The following is a 17,131-nucleotide window of genomic DNA, read 5'->3' as shown; positions in this document are numbered from 1 at the left end:
AAAGCAGGGTCCGGGTCAGCGCTCCGGGCCCTGCTTAGTGCTGTTGCGCTCGCTGAGCTGACTCACCGAAGTGGTAGTAGCCCCCTTGCCCAGAGACTTGTCAGAGCCAGGCGCGGCGAGACCGGCTGTGGCCATCTGCAGCGTCGCCTGCTCCTGCGTCTTCGGCAGGGTGTTGAGCTTCTCGACGGCCGCGACCATGTTCTCGCCGGCGGCCTTCCAGCTGTAGTTGTTCGTGAGGTGCTCGCGCAGCCCAAGCGCACGCTCGCGCTCGGCGGGCAGGTTCTGCAGCACGCCCTGGATGCGATCAGCCCAGGCCTGCGTATTGCGTGGCCCCTGGGTGATGGTCGAGTCCTTGCCGAGCTCGGGCGGCACCCGGCTGGCGTCGTTCAGGAACATGCCCATTCCGGTCGTGTTCTGGCTCATCAGCACCGGCACACCCGCGCCGGCCGCCTCGGACGCGACCAGGCCGAATCCCTCGGTATGCGACGGCATCAGCACTAGGTCCGCGCCGTTCAGGTCGCGCTGCAGATCGGCCGGATCGACCGAGTACGGCCGGAGCCGGACCGAGTTGTCGCTCTCCTCGTTGACCTGTACCTGCTGCTCCTGGAGCTTGTCCGCGGGCACGCCACGAATCACCAGGTGAGCGGGCACGCCGCGGTCGCGCAATTCCTTGACCATCTTGACGGCCTCGGGCGCACCCTTCAGCGGGTCGTCCATCCGGCCCATCATCAGGATCTCGTAGCGGTACTGGCTGTCCCGGTACATCGGCGGCTCCTGCGCCGTGATGCCCGGAATCATCTCGTGCACGTTCAGCTGGACCCGGTCGCGCTGGGCCGAGCGCTCGGCCTCCTCGGTGATGATCGGGCCGACACCGACGACCAGGTCGGCACCTTTCATCCGCTCGAGCTGGGCGGCGGCCTTCTGGTCCGCGCCGATACCGTCACCGTTGCGGGAACGATCGCCTTCCTCGGTCGAGCTGTGCACCATGTCGACGACCTTGGCGGTCGGGTAGTACTGCTCCCGGAGCTGCTGGGCCAGATCGCCGGTGAACTTGGCGTGTCCGACGATGATGTCGACGTGCTCGGGCAGACCCTCGCCACTGAGCAGCATCTGCCGGTGCTTGGCCAGTTTCGCGCCGCTGCTATCGCCCGGTTCGACCTTCACGGGCGGATTCGTCGGCCAGCGGATGTCGACGTCCGGGTGCCGGTCCTCGATCGGCTCGGGGATCCAGGCGGTGACGTCGTGCCCGGCCTGGGCCAGCCCGATCGACAGCTCGCGGTTCACCGTGGCGATACCGCCGGCGCTCGAGTCCCAGCCCGTGCCCACGGTGAGGACGCGCAACCTGCGCTGCTCAGGCATTGAACCTCCTGCTTTCGAGGTCCGCGACCATCAGCAGTACGGCGCGCACGTACTCGTCGCCCTCGGCCAACTCGCCCTTGCTGCGGGCGAGCATCAGCCGGCCGGCGAACTCGCGCAACGCCGCGGTGATCGCCTCGACCACCTCGCGTGGCACTCGCGCGGCCGTCTCGGGCTCGGCCACGAGGGTGGCGGCCAGCCGCTGCAGGCGCAGACCCTCCTCGTCGAGGCCTGCCGGGCGGCCGGCGTCGTCCTGATCCGACACGGCGACCCTGGTGAGCACCTGGCTGGCGGCGGCATCACTCCGCGGCCGGACCCACGTGTTCCAGAGCTGGTTGCCGAGTTCGTCGGCGTCCTGGGCGACCTCGGTCCGGGCCTTGTCCCGCAGGAAGGCGTCGTACGCACGCTCGGACACCTCGGTCTGGTCGGCGATCCGCTCCCACTCCTGCCGCGCCTGCTCGCGCTCGGGCAGCGTGGGCGCGTGGTTCATCCGCTCCTGCGCATCCCGGCCCGCGCGCACCAGGCGGCTGCGGTACTCGTGCCAGCCCTCTTCGGTCGTCGGCAGCTCAGTCACGCTCGTCACCCTAGGGCACCGCGAGCTCACGCAGTACGACGCACGAGCTCACGGAGTACGACGCGCTCAGCGCCGTACGACTTGCTCAGCGGACGGTGAGCCGCTCCGCGACCTGCTTCCGGGCCTGGTGGATCCGGGCCTTGACCGTGCCGAGCGGGACCTGCAACTCCTCGGCGATCTCGGCATACGTCAGTGCCCCGAGATCGCGCAGCACCAGCGGCTGCACCAGCTGCGGGTGGTCGGCCTCCAGCGAGTCCAGCGCCTCCAGCAGATCCAGCCGGGAACCCGCGATCACCGAGGTCGTCCGCGGATCGATCGCCTCCGGCAGCACCTCGGCCGAGCGCTCGACCGACCGGCGCTTCAGCGAGCGATACGTCTGCCGGGCGCAGTTGGTCGCCACGATGGTCAGCCAGCCGGCGAACGAGCCGGTGCCCTTGAACGTGTGGATCTTCGTCGCGACCGCCATCAGCGTGTCCTGTGCGGCTTCTTCGGCGTCCTCGCGGCACGGCAGGAACTTCGCCACCCGCCGCTGCACCTGCGGCCGGACGCGCTGCAGTAGCTCCGCCAGCGCGGTCTTGTCACCGGCCGCGGCAGCCGCCGCCAGCTCCTCAAGGTCCTCGGTCAAGGTCCGTCCCCAGTTGATCCGGATCAAAAGCGGGCAAAAGCCCCTCCAGTGCACGACAATATCGGGCGATGGAAGTCATCGGACGCTACCGGCTCGAAGCCAAGATCGGCGCGGGCGCTTTCGCCACGGTCTGGCGGGGCTACGACGACGATCTCGACGTCGACGTCGCGGTCAAAGTGCTGGCCGAGAACTGGGCCTCCCGAGCCGATGTGCGCGAGCGATTCCTGGCCGAAGCGCGGCTGATGCGGCGGATCGCCAGCGACCGGGTGGTCCGGGTCTTCGACCTGGGCGAACTGCCCGACGGCCGGCCGTACTTCGTGATGGACTACATCGGCGGCGGTTCGCTGGCCGACATCCTGGCCGGAGGCGCGGTCGATCCCGCCGACGCGCTCTGGTGGGGCGCCGACGTGGCCCGGGCGGTCGCCGCCTTGCACGCCGAGGGCGTCGTCCATCGCGACATCACCCCGGCCAACCTGCTGCTCCGCAAGAACTCGAGCTCCGAGTCAGGCGGCGGCAGCCATCGGGTCGTGCTCGCCGATCTCGGCCTGGCGAAGAGCCTGGCGGAGGCCTCCGGTCTGACTCAGGCCGTCGGCACCCCGGCGTACATGTCGCCCGAACAGGGACGCGGCGATGGCGGGTTCGACGAGCGGGCCGATATCTACGCGATCGGCGGCGTGACGTATGCGCTGCTCACCGGTCGTACGCCGTACGTGACGTCGTCGATCGGTGACGTCGTCGCGCGTGATCCCGATCTGGACCCGCCGAGCCTGCTGCCGTTGCTGCACGACGCGGTCGGTGAGATCGACGACCTGCTGGCTAGGGCGCTGGCCTACCGGGTCGACGAGCGCTGGCCGCGCGCCGACAGCCTGGCGGAGAAGCTGGAGGCCGAGGCGTACCGGCTCGAGCGAGAGGCGCCGGGGTTGGCCGCGCAGCGAACGCAGGCGCCGAGCATCGACGAGATCGGCACGGTGCTCGTCGTACGGCCGCCCAGGTGGCAGCGCGTGCTGGCGTGGCTCTCGCTGCCGGTGGTCTTCGCGCTCGCCGGTTTGGCCTCCTGGTACTTCTTCGGCCAGTGACTTCGTAGGGTAGTCGCATGACTACTCACCGCCTCGCCGTTCTGCTCCTCGGTCTCGTGGTCTTAGCCGGTACGACGCTCCCGGCCGCCGCTGTTTCGTCAGTTGAGCTTGGTTATGCGTGCCGGGCGCAGACGCCGATGGGGGACAAGCATTTCCGGCTGCGGGAGAACGTCCGGGCCTCCGCGCCGCGGCAGATCCTGGCGGGCGCGACGTTCCCGGTCGTGGTCGAGCTCGAACCAGGCGACGTGCCGGCCGAGATCAAGGGGTTCAAGTTGCGCGAGCTGCGCGATCTGGCGCTGCGATTCCGGGTCCCGGCGAACTCCCGCCTCGCGTCGGCCCGGCTGACGGGCGGATCGGGCCTGGGCGCGGCGCCGTACCTGGAGATCGCGAATGGCGTCGTCACGGTGAAGGTCCCGGGGCCGATCGCGGGTGGTTCGCGGTATCAGCTTCCCAAGCTGACGTTATGGCTGGTCGCGGGTAGTGCCGGTACGACGATCGAGACCCGTCCGGCCGGTTCGAGTCACGACGAGCCTGGCCTAACGCTCATCGCCCGCATCAAGATCCCCTTCGGCACGGTAAAGGCCCCGGCCGCATGCCACCCCGACCCGGTCCCCATCCTCACCCGCACGCGGATCCGCTGAGCGAATGTCGAGAACCACGAATCGGCTCCGATGTCCGGGAAACACAAAGAAGAGGGCCAACGAACGAGAGGATCGGTATGTCCAGCACGGGTGCGACGTACTTGAGGGATACGGAACCGCAGACGGCCGGGGGCAAGGTGCTTTGGCATTTCACGATGTCGCTGGACGGGTTCGTGGCCGGGCCGAACCACGCCATGGACTGGATGGCCGGCACAACGCATCGCCCCGGGCTGACCGAGGAGTACACCGAGACGACCGGCGCCATCCTGGGCGGGCGGGATGGCTGGGATGCCTTCCCCGACGCCAGTGGTGTCTACGGCGGCGCGTGGCAAGGGCCGGTGTTCGTGCTCACGCATCATCCCGAAGACGCGCAACCCGGTGCGGGCGTGACCTTCCTGAACTGCGATGTGGCCGAGGCGGCCCGGATCGCGCTGGCGGCGGCCGGTGGCAAGAACCTCGAGGTCTTGTCGGCCTCGATCGGGAGGCAGCTCACCGAGTTGGGGCTGGTCGACGAGATCGACCTGCACATCGCGCCCGTGCTACTCGGCGACGGCATCCGCATGTTCGACAACCCCGGCGGCGCGCCCGTCCGGCTCGAGCGGTTCTTTGCCGATGACCCATCGGCCGCAGTGAACCTTCGGTACCGCAAGGCCGATTAGATACCGATCGGGTGCCAGACGGTTTTCGTCTCGAGGAACTGGGTCAGCCGGGAAGTGCCGGGGTCGGCGGTCCAGTCCTCGTCACCGGGACGGCGGACGCGTTTGAGGTTCTCCGCGGCTGAACCCTCCAGCTCGCGGGCCTCGATCGTGTCGTTGATCCCGGCCAGGTCGATCCCGTTGACGTCGGTGTGGCTCGCCAGCCAGGGCGCGATCTCGCTCGCGGAACCGGTCAGCAGGTTCACCACGCCACCCGGCAGGTCCGAGGTGGCCATCACCTCGCCGAGCGTCACGGCCGGCAGCGGGCGCTCGAACGAAGTGACGACGACGACGGTGTTGCCGGACGCGATCACCGGGGCGATCACGCTGGTCAGGCCGAGCAGGCTCGAGTCCTGCGGGGCGAGCAAGGCGATCACACCGCTGGGCTCGGGCAACGAGAAGTTGAAGTACGGCCCGGCGACCGGGTTGCTGGAGCCGACGATCTGCGCGATCTTGTCGGTCCAGCCCGCATACCAGACCCAGCGATCGATCGAGGCGTCCACGAGCGCACGGGCCTTGGCGATCGTGATGCCTTCGCTCGCGGCGACCTCGGCGCTGAACTGCTCGTGCCGGCCCTCCATCACCTCGGCGATCCGGTACAGGATCTGGCCGCGGTTGTACGCCGTTTTGGCCGACCAGCCGCCGAAGGCCTTGCGGGCCGCGACGACGGCGTCCCGGGCGTCCTTGCGGCTGGCCCAGGACGCGTTCGCGAGGAACTTGCCCTTGGCATCGTTCACGACGTACGACCGGCCGGATTCGCTGCGCGGAAAGGCGCCGCCGACGTACAGCTTGTAGGTCTTCCGCACGTCGAGCCTCGGAGTGTCTTTAGTTGGCAAGGTAGGCCTCCAGGCCGTGGCGACCGCCCTCGCGGCCGTAACCCGACTCCTTGTAGCCGCCGAACGGCGAGGTGGGGTCGAAGCGGTTGAACGTGTTGGCCCAGACGACGCCGGCGCGCAGCTGGTTCGCCATCCAGAGAATGCGCGAGCCCTTGTCGGTCCAGACGCCCGCGGACAGGCCGAACGGGGTGTTGTTGGCTTTCTCGACGGCCTCGGCGGGCGTCCGGAAGGTCAGCACCGACAGCACCGGGCCGAAGATCTCCTCGCGGGCGATCCGGTGAGCCTGGGACACGCCGGTGAAAACCGTCGGCGGGAACCAGAAGCCCTGCGTCGGCAGCTCGCACTCGGGCGACCAGCGCTCGGCGCCCTCGTCCTCGCCGACCTGCGACAGCTCGCGGATCTTGATCAGCTGCTCGCTCGAGTTGATCGCGCCGACATCGGTGTTCTTGTCGAGCGGATCGCCGACGCGCAGAGTCGACATCCGGCGCTTGAGCAGGGCCAGCACCTCGTCGTACACACTTTCCTGCACCAGCAGCCGCGAACCCGCACAGCAGACGTGACCCTGGTTGAAGAAGATGCCGTTGACGATGCCCTCGACGGTCTGGTCGATCGGCGCGTCCTCGAAGACGATGTTCGCCGCCTTGCCGCCGAGCTCGAGAGTGACCTTTTTGTTGCTACCGGCAACGTCCCGGGCGATCGCGCGGCCGACCTCGGTGGAGCCGGTGAAGGCCACCTTGTCGACGCCCTCGTGGTTGACCAGCGCCCGGCCGGTCGCGCCCGCACCGGTGACGATGTTGACGACACCCGGCGGCAGATCGGCCTGCTGGCAGATCTCCGCGAAGGCGAGTGCGGTCAGCGAGGTGGTCTCGGCCGGCTTGAGTACGACGGTGTTACCCGCGGCAAGGGCCGGCGCGATCTTCCACGCGAGCATCAGCAGCGGGAAGTTCCACGGGATGACCTGGGCGGCGACGCCGAGCGGCTGCGTGCCGAACCCGGCGTACTCCAGCTTGTCGGCCCAGCCCGCGTAGTAGAAGAAGTGCGCGGCCACGAGCGGTACGTCGACGTCGCGGGACTCGCGGATCGGCTTGCCGTTGTCGAGCGATTCCAGCACCGCCAGCTCGCGCGAACGCTCCTGGATGATGCGCGCGATGCGGTACAGGTACTTGGCGCGGTCGCGACCGGCCATCGGGCCCCAGGTCTTCTCGAACGCCTTGCGGGCGGCCTTGACCGCCTTGTCGATGTCGGCCGGGCCGGCCTCGCTGATCTCGGCGAGGACCTCTTCGGTGGCGGGGCTGACCGACTTGAACGGCTTGCCCTCGGTCGCCTCCACGAAGGCACCGTTGATGAACAACCCGTACGACGACTTGATGTCGACGATCGACCGGGATTCCGGGGCGGGTGCGTATTCGAATCTGCTCATCGAGATCAGTCCAGCGTGAAGTAGTCGGGGCCCGGGTAGTGCCCGGTCTTCATCTTGGTGCGCTGCATCAGCAACTCGTTCAGCAGGCTGGACGCGCCGAAGCGGAACAGTTCCGGGTCGAGCCAGTCGGGCCCGGCGGTCTCGTTCACCATCACCAGGTACTTGATGGCGTCCTTGGCGGTCCGGATACCACCGGCGGGCTTGACGCCGATGTGCAAGCCGGAGGCCTCGTGGTAGTCCCGCACGGCCTCCAGCATCACCAGTGTCACGGGCAGCGTCGCCGCGGGGGAGACCTTGCCGGTGGAGGTCTTGATGAAGTCGGCGCCGGCCAGCATCGCCAGCCAGGACGCGCGTCGCACGTTGTCGTACGTGACCAGCTCGCCGGTCTCCAGGATGACCTTCAGATGGGCGTCGCCGGCGGCCTCGCGGATCGCCACGATCTCGTCGAAGACCAGACCGTACCGCCCGGAGAGGAACGCGCCCCGGTCGATCACCATGTCGACCTCGTCCGCACCGGCGGCCACCGCGTCACGGGTGTCCTGCTGCTTGATCGCGAGGCTGGAACGCCCACTGGGGAAGGCGGTCGCGACACTGGCGACGTTGATCCCCGAACCGCGCAGCTCGTGCTTTGCCGTGGCGACCAGGTCCGGGTAGACACAGACCGCGGCCACTTGCGGCGCCGTACTGTCGGCTGGGTCCGGGCGGCGCGCCTTCGCGCACAGCGCGCGCACCTTGCCCGGGGTGTCCTGCCCCTCCAGCGTGGTCAGGTCGATCATCTGGATCGCGAGGTCCAGCGCATACGCCTTGGCGGTGGTCTTGATCGACCTGGTGCCCAGCATGGCGGCGCGAGCCTCGGCACCGACTTGGTCGACTCCTGGCAACCCATGCAGGAACCGGCGGAGGCGGTCCTCCGATGAGGTCACGTCGGCGAGCGTGTCGGTGGTCACGCGTCCTACTCTATGGGCAATTCGGGGGTCGGAGTTACCTTGTGCGGGTGAAGTCCGCACCGAACGAGAACGAGCACTACATAACGCACTCCAACCGGATCACCGGGGTGGTGGTGCTGGCCATCGGCGTGCTCGGTCTGATCGACATCCTGATCGAGTGGCGCTCCCTCGGCGGCCTGACCGCGGCCCTGGTGATCGGGGCGGTGATGGTGGTCACGTACCTCGGCCTGATCCGGCCGTCCATCGTGCTGACACCGGAACAGTTGCGAATCCGTAACCACATCAGGGATCACGACGTGCCTTGGAACCTGGTCGAAGGTGCGGACATCGCCGACATCGTGGTGGTGCAGACCCCGCAGAAGCGGCTGCGTGCGCCCGGCGTCCAGCTGATCATGCGGGACATGCGCAAACAACGCCTCCGCGGCGCCAACGGGAACGACGACTCGGTCTCCCGGGCCGGCTTCGTGGTCGAGCGGATCGAGCAGCACGCCGAGCGGTACGGCAAGACGGCCGAGGGCGAGCTCTCGACTCGCTGGGCCAAACTCGAGCTGAGCGTGCTCGGCGGTTTGATCGCGCTCGCCGTGGTGACCTGGCTGCTGAACTGATCGCGGTCCATCACGTGGGTGAACCGATCGCGTGCTGAAACGGATCCGGTGCCGGCGCGCGGTGAACTGCTCGTGTGCTGGACTGGTTCCGGCGCTTGAATCGGGTGATTGATCCGGTGCTTCGGGTGACTCCGGGGTGTCGAGCGTCGTTGTGTGCTCGCGAGCGTGGGGACAGGCCCTACGATTCATCGAGCGTGCGGGTGCAACAGACCGCGACCAATTGGTTACGGTGGTCTGCGGCTGGTTGGCCTTACAGTCTTGTCGCGCACAGACAACGGCAGGAGTTAGATCGTGAATTACGACGAGTTCAACACCGAGTACACCAAGGTGCTGGACAAGATTCAGCGGGGCGAGTGCAGCGCGTCGGCACTGGCCGCGCATGTCGTCCGGCTTCGGAAGGCGACCGAGGGAGTCGGCACGCCCGCGGAGCGGACCCAGATCTCCAACGACCTGGACGCCCTGGGACAGATGCTCGACCTGTCCCGGCGCAGCAACACCGAGGACGTCTGGACCATCACCTCCGACGCCCTTCGGCGCGCCACCAGCGGCGAGGGCACCACCGCCGAGCGGATCGCCCGCGTCGAGGAGAGCATCGCCGAGATCACCTCGGTCGCCGAGCGCAACCCGATCGAACGCGAAGCCCTCCTCCAATCCACCAGCACCCTCAAAACGTTGCTGGCTTCCCTGAAGACTTCCCTAACGGTCGAACAGCCCGTCTGAGGTCGCCTTTGGAGACCACTCGCCAGGGCCTCCTTTAGAACACCCCGCAACGATTAGTCCCTATTCGCCTGACCGCCAACCTGTACTCAGGAAAGCAGCCAAGCGAATTGGGACGAATCGTTGCGACTGCTAGCGGCAGCTCTACGAAATCCCTGCCGCAACAGCCAAATCCGCCTTGATCGCGGCGAGCGACTTCACGGCCTTGGCGCGCGCATCTGCGACCACGCCACCCTCGACCGGCACCACAACCTCGAGGTAACACTTCAACTTCGGCTCAGTCCCACTCGGCCGCACCACCACCCGCGCCCCACCCTGGAGCTGATACCGCAACCCCTCGGTCGGCGGCAGCCCGCCGGCCCCGAGGTTCAAATCCTCCGCCAGCTCCACACGCAACCCGCCCAGCACCACCGGCGGCGTGCTCCTCAACCTCGTCATCGCGTCGACGATCAATCCCAGATCGTCCACCCGAACCGACAGCTGATCCGTCGCATGCAGCCCGTACTTGTTCGCCAGATCATCCAGCAGATCCAGCAACGTACGCCCCTGCGCCTTCGCCCCGGCCGCAAGCTGCAACACCCGCACCAGCGTCGAGATCCCGTCTTTATCCTTCACAGCTTCCGGATCCACGCAGTACCCGAGCGCCTCCTCATACCCGAAGACCAGCTCCGGCACCCGCCCGATCCACTTGAACCCCGTCAGCGTGTCCGCAAACCTCACGCCGTACGCCGCAGCGATCTTCGACAACAACGACGACGACACGATCGAGCAAGCCGCAACCCCATCCGGCCGCGAGGACAGCAAGAACTCCCCAAGCAGCCCGCCCAGCTCATCCCCACGCAACATCCGCCAACCACCCTCGGCTGACGCATCAGGCACCGCCACCGCACACCGATCCGCGTCCGGATCATTGGCCACCGCGATGTCGGCCCCCTCGGCCCGAGCAAGCGCCAACGCCGCGTCAATCGCCCCAGGCTCCTCCGGATTCGGGAACGACACAGTCGGGAAGTCCGGATCCGGCTCAGCCTGAGACCCGACAACCTTCGGTACGGCGAATCCCGCGCGCTGCACCGCCGACACCACCAGATCCCGCCCAACGCCGTGCAGAGGCGTGTAGACCGCGTTGATCGACCGAGGCGCGTCAGCCGGTACCAGCGACGCAATGCGATCCAGGTACGCCCCCAGCAGCTCGTCGCCCATGGTCTGCCAGTCATCACCACGCGGTACGTCGGCCAGCGCGCCGACCGCGTCAATGGCGGCCGCGATCTCGATATCCGCGGGCGGCACGATCTGCGAGCCGTCGCCGAGGTAGACCTTGTAGCCGTTGTCCTGCGGCGGGTTGTGCGAAGCCGTCACGACCACTCCCGCGACCGCGCCGAGGTGGCGGATCCCGAAGGCCACCACAGGCGTCGGGAGGGGCCGGTCGAGCAGTACGGCGTCCAGCCCGGCACCGCGTACGACGGCTGCTGTGTCGCGCGCGAATACGTCGGACTTGTGGCGGGCGTCGTACCCGATCAGCACCGGGCCATTGGTCAGCCCGTTGGCCTTGAGGTACGCGCACAACCCGGCGGCGGCCCGGATCACCACGACCCGGTTCATCCGGTTCGGCCCGGCGCCGACGGCACCACGCAATCCCGCCGTACCGAACTCGAGCTTGGCGCCGAACCGGTCGATCAAGCCTGCCTCGTCCCCGACCGCCAGCACGGCCTGCAACTCGGCAACCGTGTCAGGATCGGGATCTTCGGCCAGCCATGCCTGGGCGGCGGTACGGAACTCAACAGTCTCGTCAGCGGTCACGGCCCCGACGATACCGTCGCACCAGCACTGTCATCGTCTGGCCGACGAGTCCCGCTCTGTCAGTGGCCGGACGAGTTGCAGGGGCGGGCGCGGAGGGCGGCCACGTAGTCGTCGGGAGCGCCCGCGGCCTCGGCGGATTCGGCCAGGATGCCGAGGTAGCGCGCGGAGGGCAGACCGCCCTCGTACGCGTTCAGCACGTAGACCCAGGCCAGCTGCTCGCCGTCGAGCGTCTGCACCCGGACGTTGATCTTCTGGTAGATCCCCTGGTCGAGCCACTCCCACTCGTCCAGCCGCTCGACGTCCTGCGGACTGACGTCGTACAGCGCGACGAAGACCTGGTTGTCCGGGTCGGTGGGGTCCTCGACGATGGTCGCCATCGAGCCCTCCCAGCCCAGCTCCTCGCCACCGAAGGTGAGGCGCCAGCCGACGATCCAGCCGGTCCCGCGCAGCGGGGAATAGGGGCAACGCTCGGCCATCTGATTCGGGTCGAGATTCGACGCAAATGCGGCGTACAGGTTCACGCGATCACACGATACGGAACAATGGCCTCTCGTGGCGTCAGTTGTGATCATCGGAGGCGGTCCCGGCGGGTACGAGGCGGCGCATGCCGCAGTACAGCTGGGAGCAGAGGTAACGGTCGTGGACACCGACGGGATCGGTGGTTCGGCGGTCCTGACGGACTGTGTGCCGAGCAAGACCCTGATCGCGACCGCGGAGGTGATGACCCAGGTCGAGGAGGCAGGTGAACTAGGCGTCCGGGTGGACGACGGGGACGACGACCCGGCGAACTCCGTGCACGTCGATCTCTCGGTCATCAACGCCCGGGTCAAGCGGCTCGCTCAGGCCCAGTCGGACGGCATCAGCCGCCGGCTGGAGCGCGACGGCATCCGCGTGATCCAGGGCCGTGGCCGGCTTGACGGGCCCGACACCGTGCTGGTCGGCGATGAACGACTCGCCGCGGACGTCGTCCTGATTTCCACCGGCGCGCGCCCGCGCATCTTGGCCGGGTCAGAGCCGGACGGCGAGCGCATCCTGACCTGGGAGCAGGTCTACGAGCTGCAGGAGCTTCCCGAGCGGCTCATCGTGGTCGGCTCGGGTGTGACCGGTGCCGAGTTCGCCAGTGCGTACGACGCTCTCGGCAGCGACGTGGTGCTGGTCTCGAGCCGCGACCGGGTGCTGCCGGGGGAGGACGCGGACGCCGCCGAGGTGCTCCAGGACGTCTTCATGCGGCGGGGGATGACCGTGCTCGGCAAGTCTCGGGCGGAGTCGGTCAAGCGGGTCGGCGAAGGCGTCGTGGTGACGCTCACGGACGGCCGGACGGTCGAGGGTTCGCACGCTCTGCTGGCCGTCGGATCGCTGCCGAACACCGAGGACATGGGCCTGGTCGAGTCGGGCGTGTCGCTGGGCGATGGCGGCTTCGTCACGACCGACAAGGTGTCCCGGACGACGGCGCGCGGGGTCTACGCGGCGGGCGACTGCACCGGCGTACTGATGCTGGCCTCGGTCGCCGCGATGCAGGGCCGGATCGCGATGTCGCACGCGCTGGGCGACGCGGTTCAGCCGCTCGACCTGCAGACCGTGTCGTCGAACGTGTTCACCGCGCCGGAGATCGCGACCGTCGGGCTGACGCAGGCGGTGCTCGACGCGGGCGGCAGTACGGCGATGGTGGTGAAGGTGCCGCTGGCGGATAACGCGCGGGCGAAAATGCAAGGTGTTCGTGATGGTTTTGTGAAGCTCTTCTGCCTGCCGAACACGGGCATCGTGGTCGGTGGCGTGGTGGTGGCGCCGCGGGCCAGCGAGTTGATCCACCCGATCTCGATCGCGGTTGCGGCCCGGTTGACGGTCGATCAGGTGGCGAACGCGTTCACGGTCTACCCGTCGGTCTCGGGCTCGGTCGCCGAGGCTGCCCGGCGGTTGCACCTGCGGAGTTAATTGATAAAGGCCGGCACCCTGATTGGGTGCCGGCCCTTACATGCGCTGGTGGATTACTCGAAGCCGCCGAAGTCGAAGCCGCCGCCGTCGTCGCCGCCGAAGCCGTCGGACCAGCCGCCGCCGTCGCCGCCGCCGTCACCGCCGCCACCATCGCCGCCGCCTTCGAACCCACCGGCGTCGACGCTGTCGAAGCCGCCGCCCGCGAGGTCGCCGTAGCCGCCGCCGGCGAACATGCCGCCGAGCATCGTGCCGATGAACATGCCGGTCATCACACCGCCGAGGGCGCCGAACATGCCCTGCGCGTACGGCGAGTAGGCCGGGCCTGCCTCCCAGTACGGCACCCGCTGCGGGCCGACCATGACCTTGCGGACATCCGGGTCGGCGCCGGCGCGGACGCGCTCGGCGTCAGCCGCACAGGCCGGCACCTCGCGCGGTGCGCCACCGGCCGGGGCCCAGGTGACGTCCTCGGTCGAGGGGCCGTGCTGCGGGTTGAAGAAGCAGGAGGGGCGGCGCTGCGGCAGCGGCTCGCCGTTGACCCGGGCGCGCACACACGCCGACGCGTAGCGGCCGTCCTCGAGGATCTCGATCACGTGCTTGATCTGGTCTGCCTCGGTTACTGCGTCGAGGGCCTGCTTGGACGACTCGTACGCGTCGAGGGCACGCTGGTAATCCTGTCGTGCACCGTCACCGAGGTCTTTGCCGACCATGTCCAGGTCGAGGTCCTGCAGCTCTTCGCCGAACTTGGTGATGTCCTCTTCGGCGGTCTTCTTGACGGAGGCGAGTTCGGCCGAGCTGATCTCGAGCTTCTTCTTCGCCTGGAGCTGGGTGCGCTGGTAAGAGCGGTACGCCATCACCGCGATGGCGATCACCGCGATGAGCAAAATCCACTTCATGACGGGCCTTCCTCGGTGGGTGTTACAACGAGCCTACCCAGTCAGCCCAGCCCCTCCTCCCATACGCCCCTCTAGTCAGGACATGACTCATGGCGCATAATCGGTTACTGCTGCCACAACCTTCACACCAGTAACAGCCGTAACAGTTCAGGTGGACCGCCCTCTGCCGCCGAAAGGCCGCATGATGAGCAGGTTCAGCAGGTTTCACCGGCTGGTCGCGATCCTCACCGCCGGTCTGGTTCTCCTTGTCCCGTACGGCCCGCCAACGGCCTCTATGGCGGCTGTAGACGTGCGCCAGCCGATCAAGTCGGCGTACGTCGAGCTGGACGTCCGCAACGCTCCTGGTACGGCGTACGCGAGCGCGGTCGAACCCCAGACCGACGTCTTCCGTCTGGTCGGCGTTACCTGGCCCTACCAGCCTGACGCGGCAAAGGTCGTCGCGAAGGTCAGCGTCTTCTCAGGCGGCCAGTGGAGCCCCTGGCAGGGACTGCACGTGGAGGAGGAGCACGGGCCTGACGCCGCCACTGCCGCTGCTGGTCGTTCCGGCACCGAGCCACTCTGGGTGGAGCCTTCAACCGGCGTGCAGGTCTCCCTGACCACTCTCGACGGCAAGCCCGTGCCGGACGCCAAGGTGGTGCTGATCGATCCAGGTGCGAGTCCGGACGACGAGCCCGCGCGGATGGCCACGACAGGTGGTGCGGTTTACGACTCGGCGACCGGGCCGATGCCGTTCCCGATGCCGAAGATCGTTACCAGGCAGGGCTGGGGTGCGGACGAGTCGCTGCGGTCGTTCAACGGTGTGGCCTGTGCGACCCCTCGGTTCACCAGCACGATCCGGGCCGCGTTCGTGCACCACACGGCCGATACCAATCGCTACACCAAGGCGCAGTCGGCCGCGATGATCCGCAGCATGTACGCGTATCACGTGAAGGGGCGTGGCTGGTGCGACCTGGGCTACAACTTCCTGGTCGACAAGTACGGGCAGGCCTTCGAGGGCAGGGCCGGCGGGATGCACTTGCCGGTGCTGGGGGCGCATACCGGCAGATTCAACAGCGACTCCTTCGGCGTCAGCATGATCGGCAACTTCGAGAAGGCCCAGCCGTCGTCCGCGATGCTCGACATGGCATCCCGCGTGATCGCGTGGAAGCTCGACGCGAACTACCGCTCGCCGTTCGGCAAGGCGCTCATCAACGGCTCAAGCTTCGACGCGATCTCAGGCCATCGCGACACCAAAGCGACGGCCTGCCCGGGCAAGAACGTCTACGCCAAACTAGGCGAACTACGTAAGCGGGTAAGCGCTCTGATGGACCACGGCGCCTCAACCCCGATCTACCGCTATGCCCGCCGCGTAGGTGGTGAGTCGGTCCTGGGCGCGCCCTTCTGGGGTGAGCACCCCACGCGAACTGGACGCAGCACCTGGTTCCGCAACCGGGATGTCTACTGGTCCGGCGCCACTGGCGCCCATTCGGTCCGTGGCGGCTTCCGCGCCCGGTATCGCGCCTTCGGTTCCGCCAACGGCCCACTGGGGCTTCCGGTCGGCGAGGAGAAGAACGGCCGCGCCAACGGCTCACGGGTGCAGCTGTTCGAGCACAAGGGCACTCGCGCCGCCCTCTACTGGTCCCGATCGACCGGTGTGCAGGCGATCTACGGCGTGATCATGCTGCACTACCTGCGCGTCGGCGCCGAGCGGTCGCGCCTGCGGCTGCCGACGACCAGCCCGTACCACGTTCGCGGCGGCCTGGCCCAGCGCTTCCAGGGCGGCCGGATCGAGTGGAACTCCCGTAGCAATCGAGCGAAGGTCATATTCCGATGAGCGGTTCCCTAGCGTTGCTGATGGCAACGACCTTGCTTGTGCCGCCTGCGCCTGTTGCTGTTTCGGCAGGCGACCTGGTGATCTACGGCCGTGGTTACGGTCATGGTCGCGGCATGTCCCAGTACGGCGCACAAGGTGCTGCCCTGGCAGGGAAGTCGTCCACCGAGATCATGAACTTCTACTACCCGGGTACGACGCGGGCGCACGCAGGCGGCGTTATCCGGATCCACATCACGGCGGACACCACGGACGGTCTGCGAGTCGGTGCGGTGAATGGCCTGCGTGTTCGCGACCTCGGTGACGGAACGGCCTGGACGTTGCCGAGGACGCGCAACATCACCTCCTGGTCCATCGACTCGTATGGCACCTCGCGAACCCGGCTCAGGTACTACTGGGCGCCGACGAAGCGATGGGCCGTTTGGGGCGGCCGGAGGATCTTCAAGGGCATGGCCCAGTTCGAGGGCCCTGTGGTGACCGCGTTGGTGCTGCCGAGCGGCCGCCAAGTCGGCTATCGCGGCGCCTTGCGAACGGCCGACCGTCGCGGCAGCGGCCTCGACACGATCAACGTCGTTCCACTGGAGAGCTACTTGCGCGGCGTCGTACCTCGCGAGGCGATCACCTCCTGGCGACCGGCCGCTCTGCAGGCTCAGGCCGTTGCCGCCCGCACCTATTCGGCGTACCACCGCCGTCTGCGGGCCAACCGCGACTACGACCTGTGCGACACGGTCTCCTGCCAGGTCTACGGCGGGTACGGCGCCGAGGTCGGTTCGACCGACGAGGCCATCGCGGACACCGCCGGCGTGATCCGGATCTCCGGGGGCGTGCCGGTCATCGCCGAGTTCTCCGCGTCGAGTGGCGGCCAGACGGCGCCGGGCGACGAGCCGTACCAGGTCGGCAAGGCCGATCCGTACGACGGCCATCCCGGCAACCCGCACAACACCTGGAAGGTGACGGTGAAGCGCTCGACGGCCGAGCGCGTCTTCGGTGTCGGCACGATCAGGCACATCGTTGTCAGTTCGCGGAACGGGTACGGCGAATGGGGCGGGCGGGCCCTTCGGGTGCAGGTGACGGGGGCGGACGGGGTGCGGACGTTCACCGGCGAACAGGTCCGGTACAAGTTGCGCTTGCGCTCAACGTGGTTCAACTTTGGGTGATCGTGTGGACCGGTTCAGCCCCTGTCCGGTTTGGGCGGCTCGGGCTGTGG

Annotated in this window: 17 protein-coding genes; 8 read left to right on the top strand and 9 right to left on the bottom strand. The window is 68.0% G+C overall.

Going from position 1 to position 17,131, the window contains the following annotated elements:
- Window positions 1-15: 15 nt before the first annotated feature.
- The 3 genes from OG394_RS18605 to OG394_RS18595 all read right to left on the bottom strand — a co-directional run bounded on the left by OG394_RS18605 (window position 16) and on the right by OG394_RS18595 (window position 2,555).
- Complete coding sequence (locus OG394_RS18605; RefSeq protein ID WP_328996660.1) at window positions 16-1,359, bottom strand: glycosyltransferase family 4 protein; 1,344 nt, start codon at window positions 1,357-1,359, stop codon at window positions 16-18.
- Window positions 1,352-1,930, bottom strand: a complete 579-nt coding sequence (locus OG394_RS18600; protein WP_328996659.1) for a hypothetical protein — start codon at window positions 1,928-1,930, stop codon at window positions 1,352-1,354. The genes OG394_RS18605 and OG394_RS18600 overlap by 8 nt, the downstream gene beginning before the upstream one ends.
- Before the next feature lie 85 nt (window positions 1,931-2,015).
- Window positions 2,016-2,555, bottom strand: coding sequence for an RNA polymerase sigma factor (locus OG394_RS18595; RefSeq protein WP_328996658.1), 540 nt, complete (start codon window positions 2,553-2,555; stop codon window positions 2,016-2,018).
- Between the two features lie 68 nt (window positions 2,556-2,623).
- Between OG394_RS18595 and OG394_RS18590 the strand changes: the two genes are divergently transcribed.
- The 3 genes from OG394_RS18590 (at window position 2,624) to OG394_RS18580 (ending at window position 4,931) form a co-directional block, all read left to right on the top strand.
- A complete protein-coding gene (locus OG394_RS18590) occupies window positions 2,624-3,631 on the top strand; it encodes a serine/threonine-protein kinase (RefSeq protein WP_328996657.1) in 1,008 nt (335 codons plus the stop codon).
- A gap of 17 nt (window positions 3,632-3,648) precedes the next feature.
- A complete protein-coding gene (locus OG394_RS18585) occupies window positions 3,649-4,272 on the top strand; it encodes a hypothetical protein (protein WP_328996656.1) in 624 nt (207 codons plus the stop codon).
- Between the two features lie 77 nt (window positions 4,273-4,349).
- Window positions 4,350-4,931, top strand: a complete 582-nt coding sequence (locus OG394_RS18580) for a dihydrofolate reductase family protein (protein WP_328996655.1) — start codon at window positions 4,350-4,352, stop codon at window positions 4,929-4,931.
- Here OG394_RS18580 and OG394_RS18575 read toward each other — a convergent pair.
- The 3 genes from OG394_RS18575 to deoC are packed head-to-tail and all read right to left on the bottom strand — an operon-like array spanning window position 4,928 to window position 8,170.
- Window positions 4,928-5,773, bottom strand: coding sequence for an aldehyde dehydrogenase family protein (locus OG394_RS18575; protein WP_328996654.1), 846 nt, complete (start codon window positions 5,771-5,773; stop codon window positions 4,928-4,930). The genes OG394_RS18580 and OG394_RS18575 overlap by 4 nt on opposite strands.
- A gap of 19 nt (window positions 5,774-5,792) precedes the next feature.
- Window positions 5,793-7,223, bottom strand: coding sequence for an aldehyde dehydrogenase family protein (locus OG394_RS18570; protein ID WP_328996653.1), 1,431 nt, complete (start codon window positions 7,221-7,223; stop codon window positions 5,793-5,795).
- A gap of 5 nt (window positions 7,224-7,228) precedes the next feature.
- On the bottom strand, window positions 7,229-8,170 hold the full coding sequence (deoC, locus tag OG394_RS18565; protein ID WP_328996652.1) for a deoxyribose-phosphate aldolase: 942 nt from the start codon (window positions 8,168-8,170) through the stop codon (window positions 7,229-7,231).
- 47 nt (window positions 8,171-8,217) lie between these two features.
- Here deoC and OG394_RS18560 point away from each other — a divergent pair, with 47 nt between their 5' ends.
- On the top strand, window positions 8,218-8,775 hold the full coding sequence (locus OG394_RS18560) for a PH domain-containing protein (protein WP_328996651.1): 558 nt from the start codon (window positions 8,218-8,220) through the stop codon (window positions 8,773-8,775).
- A 291-nt stretch (window positions 8,776-9,066) separates the two neighbouring features.
- Window positions 9,067-9,495, top strand: a complete 429-nt coding sequence (locus OG394_RS18555; protein WP_328996650.1) for a hypothetical protein — start codon at window positions 9,067-9,069, stop codon at window positions 9,493-9,495.
- A 141-nt stretch (window positions 9,496-9,636) separates the two neighbouring features.
- Here OG394_RS18555 and OG394_RS18550 read toward each other — a convergent pair whose 3' ends face one another.
- Both OG394_RS18550 and OG394_RS18545 read right to left on the bottom strand, forming a co-directional pair.
- The gene (locus OG394_RS18550) at window positions 9,637-11,289 is read right to left on the bottom strand and encodes a phospho-sugar mutase (protein WP_328996649.1); all 1,653 of its coding nucleotides are present in this window, start codon (window positions 11,287-11,289) and stop codon (window positions 9,637-9,639) included.
- A gap of 59 nt (window positions 11,290-11,348) precedes the next feature.
- Window positions 11,349-11,810, bottom strand: coding sequence for a gamma-glutamylcyclotransferase (locus tag OG394_RS18545; RefSeq protein ID WP_328996648.1), 462 nt, complete (start codon window positions 11,808-11,810; stop codon window positions 11,349-11,351).
- A gap of 31 nt (window positions 11,811-11,841) precedes the next feature.
- On the opposite strand from OG394_RS18545, the gene OG394_RS18540 reads away from it, so the two are divergent.
- On the top strand, window positions 11,842-13,221 hold the full coding sequence (locus OG394_RS18540) for an NAD(P)H-quinone dehydrogenase (RefSeq protein WP_328996647.1): 1,380 nt from the start codon (window positions 11,842-11,844) through the stop codon (window positions 13,219-13,221).
- Between the two features lie 53 nt (window positions 13,222-13,274).
- Here OG394_RS18540 and OG394_RS18535 read toward each other — a convergent pair whose 3' ends face one another.
- A complete protein-coding gene (locus tag OG394_RS18535) occupies window positions 13,275-14,114 on the bottom strand; it encodes a hypothetical protein (protein WP_328996646.1) in 840 nt (279 codons plus the stop codon).
- Window positions 14,115-14,298: 184 nt separating this feature from the next.
- Here OG394_RS18535 and OG394_RS18530 point away from each other — a divergent pair, with 184 nt between their 5' ends.
- Together OG394_RS18530 and OG394_RS18525 are read left to right on the top strand one after the other, a co-directional pair.
- Window positions 14,299-15,927: an N-acetylmuramoyl-L-alanine amidase gene (locus OG394_RS18530; RefSeq protein ID WP_328996645.1), complete on the top strand. Its 1,629-nt coding sequence runs from the start codon at window positions 14,299-14,301 to the stop codon at window positions 15,925-15,927.
- Complete coding sequence (locus OG394_RS18525) at window positions 15,924-17,081, top strand: SpoIID/LytB domain-containing protein (protein ID WP_328996644.1); 1,158 nt, start codon at window positions 15,924-15,926, stop codon at window positions 17,079-17,081. Before OG394_RS18530 ends, OG394_RS18525 begins: the two co-directional genes overlap by 4 nt.
- Window positions 17,082-17,131: the final 50 nt, after the last annotated feature.

It is taken from the genome of Kribbella sp. NBC_01245, from assembly GCF_036226525.1.
GTDB lineage: Bacteria > Actinomycetota > Actinomycetes > Propionibacteriales > Kribbellaceae > Kribbella.
The sequence above is the reverse complement of the archived record's forward strand: the minus strand, read 5'-3'. Positions and strand labels throughout refer to the sequence as shown.

Excerpts from the sequence above, each read along its gene's own strand:
- OG394_RS18605 (WP_328996660.1), bottom strand. The coding sequence starts at position 1,359 with ATGCCTGAGCAGCGCAGGTTGCGCGTCCTCACCGTGGGCACGGGCTGG.
- OG394_RS18590 (WP_328996657.1), top strand. The coding sequence starts at position 2,624 with ATGGAAGTCATCGGACGCTACCGGCTCGAAGCCAAGATCGGCGCGGGC.
- OG394_RS18585 (WP_328996656.1), top strand. The coding sequence starts at position 3,649 with ATGACTACTCACCGCCTCGCCGTTCTGCTCCTCGGTCTCGTGGTCTTA.
- OG394_RS18580 (WP_328996655.1), top strand. The coding sequence starts at position 4,350 with ATGTCCAGCACGGGTGCGACGTACTTGAGGGATACGGAACCGCAGACG.
- OG394_RS18570 (WP_328996653.1), bottom strand. The coding sequence starts at position 7,223 with ATGAGCAGATTCGAATACGCACCCGCCCCGGAATCCCGGTCGATCGTC.
- OG394_RS18535 (WP_328996646.1), bottom strand. The coding sequence starts at position 14,114 with ATGAAGTGGATTTTGCTCATCGCGGTGATCGCCATCGCGGTGATGGCG.
- OG394_RS18530 (WP_328996645.1), top strand. The coding sequence starts at position 14,299 with ATGAGCAGGTTCAGCAGGTTTCACCGGCTGGTCGCGATCCTCACCGCC.
- OG394_RS18525 (WP_328996644.1), top strand. The coding sequence starts at position 15,924 with ATGAGCGGTTCCCTAGCGTTGCTGATGGCAACGACCTTGCTTGTGCCG.